The 8,475-nt window shown below is 72.1% G+C and carries 8 protein-coding genes; 6 read left to right on the forward strand and 2 right to left on the reverse strand.

Annotated features, from left to right (window positions below; genetic code table 11):
* Window positions 1–151 precede the first annotated feature (151 nt).
* Window positions 152–580: an organic hydroperoxide resistance protein gene (locus ACFWE2_RS23130; RefSeq protein WP_377226555.1), complete on the forward strand. Its 429-nt coding sequence runs from the start codon at window positions 152–154 to the stop codon at window positions 578–580.
* 132 nt (window positions 581–712) lie between these two features.
* Window positions 713–1,825, forward strand: coding sequence for a DNA alkylation repair protein (locus tag ACFWE2_RS23135; protein WP_377226556.1), 1,113 nt, complete (start codon window positions 713–715; stop codon window positions 1,823–1,825).
* 31 nt (window positions 1,826–1,856) lie between these two features.
* On the opposite strand, the gene ACFWE2_RS23140 is transcribed toward ACFWE2_RS23135, so the two are convergent.
* Window positions 1,857–2,429 (reverse strand): TetR/AcrR family transcriptional regulator, encoded by a 573-nt coding sequence (locus tag ACFWE2_RS23140; RefSeq protein ID WP_377226557.1) that lies wholly within the window; start codon window positions 2,427–2,429, stop codon window positions 1,857–1,859.
* A gap of 76 nt (window positions 2,430–2,505) precedes the next feature.
* Between ACFWE2_RS23140 and ACFWE2_RS23145 the strand changes: the two genes are divergently transcribed.
* From ACFWE2_RS23145 to ACFWE2_RS23155, 3 genes are all read left to right on the forward strand, one after another.
* Window positions 2,506–2,907, forward strand: coding sequence for a PaaI family thioesterase (locus ACFWE2_RS23145; protein ID WP_377226558.1), 402 nt, complete (start codon window positions 2,506–2,508; stop codon window positions 2,905–2,907).
* A 133-nt stretch (window positions 2,908–3,040) separates the two neighbouring features.
* Window positions 3,041–4,936 (forward strand): serine/threonine-protein kinase, encoded by a 1,896-nt coding sequence (locus tag ACFWE2_RS23150; RefSeq protein ID WP_377226559.1) that lies wholly within the window; start codon window positions 3,041–3,043, stop codon window positions 4,934–4,936.
* A 66-nt stretch (window positions 4,937–5,002) separates the two neighbouring features.
* Entirely contained in the window at window positions 5,003–5,797 is a 795-nt protein-coding gene (locus ACFWE2_RS23155; RefSeq protein ID WP_377226560.1) for a hypothetical protein, read from the forward strand.
* 22 nt (window positions 5,798–5,819) lie between these two features.
* On the opposite strand, the gene ACFWE2_RS23160 is transcribed toward ACFWE2_RS23155, so the two are convergent.
* On the reverse strand, window positions 5,820–7,562 hold the full coding sequence (locus ACFWE2_RS23160) for a cytochrome c biogenesis protein DipZ (protein WP_377226561.1): 1,743 nt from the start codon (window positions 7,560–7,562) through the stop codon (window positions 5,820–5,822).
* Between the two features lie 164 nt (window positions 7,563–7,726).
* On the opposite strand from ACFWE2_RS23160, the gene ACFWE2_RS23165 reads away from it, so the two are divergent.
* Window positions 7,727–8,407: a fasciclin domain-containing protein gene (locus ACFWE2_RS23165; RefSeq protein WP_377226562.1), complete on the forward strand. Its 681-nt coding sequence runs from the start codon at window positions 7,727–7,729 to the stop codon at window positions 8,405–8,407.
* The last annotated feature ends 68 nt before the right edge of the window (window positions 8,408–8,475 follow it).

Here is an 8,475-nt window from a genome sequence, read left to right on the forward strand (position 1 = left end):
ACCACACGTGGCGGCGGGCTCGCGCCGTTCTCTCGCCACGTCCCCGTCCGGGCCTTACTTGTGTCCGGCTACATTCACCCCTTACGGTAGACGTACTAGTTCGTCTACATGGCGGTGCTGCACGCGCACCGGTCCCGAGAAGGAGCACAACATGGCTGACAGCGTCTACACAGCGGTCGCGACGTCCACCGGAGAAGGCCGCCGCGGAGGCCAGGTCGTGTCCGACGACGGCGTGCTGGACCTGGCCCTGGCCGTCCCGACCGAGATGGGTGGCCCGGGCGGTGGCACCAACCCGGAGCAGCTCTTCGCGGCCGGCTGGGCGGCGTGCTTCCACAGCGCGCTCAAGGCCGTCGCCGCCGCGCACAAGGTGCAGATCAACGACTCCGCGGTGATCGCAGAGGTCGGCATCGCACCGCTGGAGGGCGGCGGCTACGGCCTGAGCGCCGCGCTGCACGTCGAGGTCGCCGGGGTGGACCAGGAGACCGCCGACAAGCTCGTCGAGGGCGCGCACGCCATGTGCCCGTACTCGAACGCCACGCGCGGCAACATCCCGGTGACGGTCGACACCACGATCGCCTGAGCCGAAGCGGAACCGCAGGCTCAGGCGACAGCGGACAGCGCCTGAGCTCGACGAGAGCGTCAGTGTCAGAGGCTCAGGTCACCATGGTGACCTGAGCCTCTGACACGTCCGACCTCGTCGAGAAGGAATCGCATGCCGTTCGCCGACCAGCTCATCAGTGACCGCACGGCCACCACCCTCACCGAGGCCGTGGCCGCGGCGGCACCGGGCGCCGCCCTGCACGCGCTGCCCGCGGCGGCCGGCCGGCTCGACGAGCTCTCGCTCCGCGAGCGGGCGGACCTCCTGCGCGACGCACTGCTGGCCGACCTACCGGGTGGGTACGCCGACCTCGCCCGCGTGGTCCGCGCCGCACGTGACGGCGCGACGCCGTTCACCGGCTGGCTGATCTGGCCCGTCACGAGCGCCGTTGCGGCACGGGCCGTCGAGGAGGGGACGGACGCCGCCTTCGACGACGCGATGGCTCTCCTGGCCGAGCTCACCGGGCGCCTCACCGCGGAGTTCGCGGTGCGCACCCTCCTGCGCCACGACCTGGACCGCGCCCTCGACATCGCCGCGGACTGGACCCGGTCGGACGACGTCGACGTGCGCAGGCTGGCCAGCGAGGGCACGCGCCCGTACCTGCCCTGGGCGGTGCGCGTGCCGGAGCTGCTCGTGCGCCCCGGGGCGACGGTCCCCGTCCTCGACGCCCTGTACCGGGACGAGAGCGACTACGTGCGCCGCTCCGTCGCCAACCACCTCAACGACCTCAGCCGTGACCATCCAGAGCTGGTGGTCGCCACGGCCGGGCGCTGGCTCGCCGAACCTGTCGCGACGACCCATGGCGTCGTCCGGCATGCGCTCCGCACGCTGGTCAAGCGCGGACATCCGGGCGCCCTCGGGCTGCTCGGGTTCGGCCCCGCCGCGCTCGAGATCGACGGTCCGGTGCTCGACGGCGACCGCGTGCCGTTCGGCGGCACGCTCCGGTTCACGGCGGAGGTCCGCAACGTCGGCGCCGAGGAGGCCCGACTGGCCATCGACTACGTCGTCCACCATCACAAGGCCAACGGCTCCCGGACCGCTAAGACGTTCAAGCTGACCACCCGGACCCTCGCCCCCGGCGAGCAGGTACGGCTCAGCCGGGAGCACACGTTCCGGCCGATCACCACCCGCCGCTACTACCCGGGGCCGCACGCCGTCGCGCTCCAGGTCAACGGCGTCGCCACCGAGCCGGCCTCGTTCGAGCTGGACCGGCCGGCCGACGTCTGACCGGCGGCGCGAGGAGGGTCCGCGGCTACCGTCAGCCCAGCGAGGTCCGGACGATCCCGGTGACCACGTCGGCGAGGTCCCGCGGGATCGGTCTGCCGCCGCTCAGGTACCGTCGCACGGCGGCATAGGGCAGGTCGACGACGACGAGGAGGAGCTCGGTCGTCGTCACCGACGTCGTGGCGCGGACCCGGCGGGTCAGGCCTCGGATCGCCTCGTTCCAGCGCATGCTCTCCGCGACCTCGGTCTCACGAGCCGCCTCGGGCCAGGCTTCCGGTTCGAACCGTGAGCGGCCCGCGAGCAGCACGTGCGCCTGCGCCGGCTCCGCCTGGCACCACCGCACGGTGTAGGCGGCGAGCGCCGCGGCCGCCTCGACCGGGTCCCCTTCGAACAGGGGGTAAGCGTCGCTGTGGTAGCTCGCTATCGCACGGTTCCAGAGGGCGGCCAGCAGCGCCGGCCGGTCGGGGAACCGGTAGTAGAGCGAGCCGCTCGGCACGCCGGCCTCGCGGATGACCGCCGCCATCGTGACCTTCGCCGGCCCGTCCGCACCGAGGATCCGGCCTGCCGCGTCGAGGATCGCCGAGGTGTCGTGGGTCGCGCGAGGCATGCGTTGACCGTACTCCAGCGTGTCGTTAGAGTCCTCGCTCTAGAGACTTCTCTCTACAAATGCTCCGGAGGAGACCATGCCCCTGACCGCTGACGAGGTCTACGCGGCGGCGCCGTTCGTCAGGACGCTCGGTGTCGAGCTCGACCAGATCACGCCGGAGGCCGTCGTGGGGCGGCTGCCGTTCACGCACAGCCTGTCGACGGTAGGGGGTGGGCTCCACGGCGGGGCGCTGATGGGGCTTGCCGACGGCACAGCCGCCGTCTGCGCCGCCGCGAACGGAGAGCCAGGGGCGCTGCCCGCGACCGTCGACTCCACCACCCACTTCCTGCGCCCCGTGGTGGGCCAGGCCATCGCGACGGCCTCCCCGATCAGGTCGAGCGGGCGCCAGGTGCTCGTCGAGGTGCGGGTGACCGACGAGGCCGGCGCGCTGTGCGTGCACGTGCTCCAGACGGTGCGCCTGGTCCACGCGGGAACGTAGCCGGGCGGGAACGTGGCCGGGCAGCGCCCGCGGTCCGGGCGGCGTCCGGACCCTGTCCTCCCCGATCCCCCGTGCACTAGCGTTTCCCGCAGGGCGCATGGACTGACATGCCCTTCGGGGGGAGAGACGACAGGTGCAGAGCGGGCAGATCATCGGCGACCGCTACCGGCTCGAGGAACGCCTCGGCTCCGGCGGCCACGGCGAGGTATGGCGGGCCGCCGACCTCCGGCTGCACGAACGGCCGGTGGCGCTCAAGCGCACGCGGTACGAGGGCGACGACGACGGCGCCGACCGGGTCCGCCGCGAGGCGAAGACCCTCTCCCGGATCAACCACCCGCACGTGGTCGCCGTGCACGACGTGGTCGACGACGGCGGCGAGGTCTGGGTGGTCATGGAGTACGTGGCCGGCCGGCCGCTCTCCAAGATCGGGCGGGTGACCGTCGAGGAGGCCGCGCGCTACGGCGCCCAGCTCGCCGGCGGCCTGGAGGCGGTCCACGCCCACCGGATCCTGCACCGTGACATCAAGCCCGCGAACGTCCTGGTGACCGACGACGGCTTCACGAAGCTCGCCGACTTCGGCATCTCCCGCGCGCTGCACAACGACGAGACGGTCACCGCGACGGGCGCCCTCACCGGCACCCCGGGCTACCTGGCGCCAGAGGTGGCCAAGGGCGAGCGGTTCACCGAGGCGTCCGACGTCTGGTCGCTCGGCGCGACCCTCTACCACGCGCTCGAGGGCACCACACCGTTCGGCGACGACAACGCGCACGCCCTGCTGTGGAAGACGGTCTCCCAGGAGGTCAGGCCGCCGACGAGGGCCGGAAGGCTGGCGCCCGTCATGCTGCGGATGCTGGCCCGGAAGCCCGGCGACCGGCCGCGGCTCCGGGCGGCACGGCAGGAGCTGGCGCTCCTGGCCGGCGACCCGACGGCGGGCGTCGGACCGGGGCCTGCCGGAGCGCCACGACGCCCGCGGTGGCTCCTCGCGGCGGTCGCCGCCGCCGTCGTGCTGGTCGCCGCGGTCTCCGCCGCGGTCTGGGTCGCCGTGGACCGCGGCGACACGCCCGTGGCGGGGGCCGGCACGGGCAGCGGGAACGGCGCGGGCGGCGGCGACGGCGCGGCCGGCCCCGACCGGGAGCGCGCGGCCGTGGAGAATACCGGCATCGTCGGCGACCCGGCGACGGCGGACCCGTGCGCTCTCCTCGACGTCGAGGCGCTCGGCGCGTTCGGCGAGACCCGGATCCGTACCGACAACGGCGACCTCAACAGCTGCGACGTCGTCATGACGAGGGACGACGGGGCGCTGGTCGTGGCCAGCCTGACGATCTGGCACAACGGCGAGGAGCCCGCCGAGCCGAACCGGCAGGTCGGCAGGATCACCGTGGTGAACGACGAGTACGAGCTGCCCGACGAGTGCAGCCGCGAGCTCTACCTGCCCGGCGGCGACTACAACATCTCGCTGGACGTGTGGCAGGAGACGTGGAACGAGCCGCAGGGGACGGGCGAGGTCGACAACCTCTGCGAGATCGCCGACGCGACCCTCGACCACACGACCACCGTGCTCAACGAGGGGCAGATCCCCCGCCGCGCACAGGAACCCGCCACGGGCTCGCTCTACACGCAGAGCGCCTGCGACCTGCTGGCCGGCGAACCCCTCGAACGCCTGCCCGGTGTCGACGCCGCCCGTCCCGTCGTCGGGTTCGCCGAGTGGGACTGCCAGTGGGAGGTCGCCGACGGCAAGGAGCTGCGGGTGCTGTTCCAGCACAGCGACCCGCTCTCGGCGGACAGCGGCGAGCGCTTCGTCCGCAGCGGGCACGAGGTGTTCGACGAGGGCGACTCGTGGTCGGAGGACTCGTGCCTGGTCTCCATCGTCAACCGTGTGGCGGTCAGCAGGGACGGTGACGGCGACATCGTCGCGGAGCTGGTCCGCATCCACCTCGAGGCGGGCGGCGACGAGCCGGTCGACGAGCTCTGCGCCCTCGCCCTGGACATCGCCGAGCCGGTCGCGGCAGCGCTGCCCGCCGTGTCCTGACCGGGCGCCGGGAGGGGTCCCCGGGACGGCATGTCAGGCTCGCGGTGGAAACACCTGGAGGTCGCCTTGACGGACATACCGCAGACGGAGGGCACCGAGCCGCTCTCCCCGAACCACGCGAGCCTGGCGTTCGGCGTGCCGACGTCCGAGCCGAACACCATCTACGCCCTCTCCGTGTCGGGCGGCGTCCGGCTCGGTGCCAGGGAGGAGCGGACCGTCGTGTTCGGCCGCAACCGCCCGGAGGTGCACGTCTGCGTCGGCGAGGACGACCTGCGGATCAGCCGCAACCAGGGTTCCGTCACGTTCCGGGGTGGCCGGTGGTGGCTCAGCAACACCGGGCACCGCGCGCTCCAGCTGCCCCGTTCGATGACGCTGTTCCCCGAGGACGACCCCTATCCGGTCGAGGCCGGGTACACGCCGGTGTTCGTCAACGGCACGGCGCGGCGCCGGCACCTGCTCGAGCTGTACGTCGCGGACCAGGACGGGCGCCTGCCGCGGCCGGCGCCCGACGCGGCGACGCTGCGCGACAAGCCGTGGAAGCTCCGCGCCGACGAGCGGCTGGCCCTCGTCTCGCTCGCGCAGAAGTACCTGCTCCACGAGGCCTACCCGCAGCCGTGCACCTGGCAGCAGGTCGCCACCGACCTCGGTGCCCTGCTGCCCGACGAGCAGTGGAGCGGCAAGCGCGTGGAGCACCTCGTGTCCGGCGTCCGACGGCGGCTCTCGCGTGCCGGCGTGCCAGGGCTGACGCGCGAGGAGGTCGGTGAGCCCGTGGGCAACATGCTGAACCACAACCTGGTCACCGAGCTCCTGCAGACCCGCACCCTGGTGCCCCCGGACGTCCTGCTGCTCGACGACGCCTGACGGCCTCGGCCGACGACAGGCGTCAGCCGAACGTCATCGTGTAGACCTGCACGCCCTCCGGCACCTCGAGGTCCACCAGCCCCTCGGTCGGTCCGTCGCCCTCGAGCACCGGGTAGAGCCTCGGGCTGCCCGAGACGTCGATGCTCGTGCTGGTCGAGCGCCCGCCGGTGGTCACCGTCGACCCGACGGTCCCTTCCCCGCCGAGGACCACGAAGACGTCGGCCGACCGGTACGCGAGGCGCACCCGTGCGTCGTCGGACACCGCACGCGCGCCCTGGAAGTCGACCTCCCAGGTCCCGCCGAGCGAGAAGGTGTCCTGCCGCTGCTCGCCGGCGAGCGTGAACTCCTGGCGGCCCGCCGCGTACCCGGGCTCGCCGGAATAGTTGATGACGCGCTTGATGGAGAAGTAGGTCTCGGGTGTGATGTCGTCGAGCGGCGTCGCGTCCTGGACCGTCGTGGGCTCCGGCAGGTCGACGCCAGGGTCTGCGTCCGCCAGGAGCTCGCGGATCAGCTTCTCCGTGTTCTCGTACCCGCCCTCGCCGAGCCGGATGTGCCGCACGGTGCCTTCGGCGTCGATCAGGTACTGCGCCGGCCAGTAGCGGTTCCGGTAGGCGGTCCAGGTCGCATAGGAGTTGTCCTGCGCGATCGGGTAGGTCACGCCGAGGTCCTTCGCCCCCTGGATCACGTTGCGCGTCTCGCGCTCGAACGCGAACTCGGGGGTGTGCACCCCGATCACCTCGAAGCCGTCGCCGACGTCGGCGTACCTGTCGTACCAGGCGTTCAGGTGCGGGATGGACCGCTGGCAGTTGATGCAGGAGTAGGTCCAGAAGTCGACCAGCACGACCTGGCCGCGCAGGGCCTCCAGCCGGAGCGCCTCCCCGTCCGGCGTGTTGAGCCACTGGTCGATGCCGCGGATCTCCGGCGCCGTGCCGCAGTCCTCCAGGACCGGCGCCCCGTTCGAGCAGTTGGACAGCTCACGGTTCTCGTCCGTCACGAGGCCGCCGAGGTCGAGCGCCTCGCGCACGGTCTCCGAGGAGTCGATACGCTGCTGCAAGGCCCCCGTGTAGTCGGGGAGCAGCCGCTGGATCGTGGCGGGCACGTCGAAGGCGAGGGCGACGGCCAGCAGGATGACGACCACGCCGCCGCCGGTGCGGATCGCCGCCGTGTGGCGCTGGAAGGCCTGCACCCGCTCGGCGATCCGGCGTCCGGCGAGCGCGAAGACCAGGAGCGGGATCGCGGCGCCGACGGCGAACGACACGGTGAGCGCCACCGTCTCGACCCCGATGTTGCCCGTCGCGCCGGCGACCGTGATCGCGGCGAGCACCGGCCCGGCGCACGGCACGTAGAGCACGCCGAGGCCGAGACCCAGGACGAACGCCCCCCGGTCCTGCCGCGCGGCGCCGCGCTTGGCGCCGAAGGCGGCGATGCGCTGGAAGGGTCGTTCGAGGATCGTCTCGAACCGGGGCACGATCATGCCGAGGCCCAGCAGGACGAGCAGGGTGATGCCGGCCCAGCGCAGCAGGTCCTGCGGCAGGCCAAGCACCGAGAGCAGCAGGGAGCCGAGCAGCGTGAAGACGCTGAAGCTCAGGACGAGCCCTGCGATGACCAGGTAGGGGCGCAGGGAGCGCCGAGCGCCCTCCGCGCCCCGTGTCCGCGCACCCTGCACCCCGCCCGCGAAGAAGATCACGGGCAGCATCGGCAGGATGCACGGCGATATTCCGGTGATGAGGCCTCCCAGGAGGCCGATGACGATGAGGGTTCCCATGTGGCGGGTTCGGTACGCCGGCGGTTCCGGATGGGTCGGGCAGGGATCCGGGACCGCCCGGAGAGCTCGTGCACATCCGGTCCCATCCGGTCGGCGGCCGGCTCCGAACCACGGGCAAGACGCTCCGTGAGAACGCGGAGCGACGCCACACCGAGGAGAGACCGATGAACGTTCGTACCCGTAAGTCCTACGCGGCAGTCGGCATCACGGCCATCGCCCTGCTGGGCCTCACGGCCTGCTCCGGTTCGCAGGACGGGGCGTCCGGCGGGAGCGAGACGACGGCGAGCGAGGAGACCGCTGCGCCCGAGGAGGAGCCGACGGACGAGATGACCGACGACATGGTCGACCCGGCCGCCAACCTCGTTGGCCCCGGCTGCGCGGCCTATGCCGAGCAGGTGCCCGACGGTCCCGGCTCGGTCACCGGCATGTCCACGGACCCGGTCGCCGTCGCCGCCTCCAACAACCCGCTGCTGAAGACCCTGGTGTCAGCGGTGAGCGGTGAGGTGAACCCCGACGTGAACCTCGTCGACACCCTGAACGGCGACGAGTTCACCGTGTTCGCCCCGGTCGACGACGCCTTCAAGGCGATCGACGCGGAGACGATGGACACCCTGTCCACGGACAGCGACCTGCTGACGCAGATCCTGACGTACCACGTGGTGCCCGGCCAGCTCACCCCCGACCAGGTCGTGGGCGAGCAGACAACCGTCCAGGGCGAGACCGTCGAGGTCACCGGCAGCGGTGACGAGCTCAAGGTGAACGACGCGAACGTGATCTGTGGTGGCGTGATGACCCAGAACGCGACCGTCTACCTCGTCGACGCGGTGCTCATGCCGAAGATGTGACCCTGCCGCCGAAGTAGGACCCTGGCGAGTTAGAACTGCAGCGAGGTAGAACCCGAGCCGGGTTCCAC

The sequence above is a fragment of the Promicromonospora sp. NPDC060271 genome, from assembly GCF_042726755.1.
Classification (GTDB): Bacteria; Actinomycetota; Actinomycetes; order Actinomycetales; family Cellulomonadaceae; genus Promicromonospora.

Excerpts from the sequence above, each read along its gene's own strand:
- ACFWE2_RS23130 (WP_377226555.1), top strand. The coding sequence starts at position 152 with ATGGCTGACAGCGTCTACACAGCGGTCGCGACGTCCACCGGAGAAGGC.
- ACFWE2_RS23135 (WP_377226556.1), top strand. The coding sequence starts at position 713 with ATGCCGTTCGCCGACCAGCTCATCAGTGACCGCACGGCCACCACCCTC.
- ACFWE2_RS23140 (WP_377226557.1), bottom strand. The coding sequence starts at position 2,429 with ATGCCTCGCGCGACCCACGACACCTCGGCGATCCTCGACGCGGCAGGC.
- ACFWE2_RS23145 (WP_377226558.1), top strand. The coding sequence starts at position 2,506 with ATGCCCCTGACCGCTGACGAGGTCTACGCGGCGGCGCCGTTCGTCAGG.
- ACFWE2_RS23160 (WP_377226561.1), bottom strand. The coding sequence starts at position 7,562 with ATGGGAACCCTCATCGTCATCGGCCTCCTGGGAGGCCTCATCACCGGA.
- ACFWE2_RS23165 (WP_377226562.1), top strand. The coding sequence starts at position 7,727 with ATGAACGTTCGTACCCGTAAGTCCTACGCGGCAGTCGGCATCACGGCC.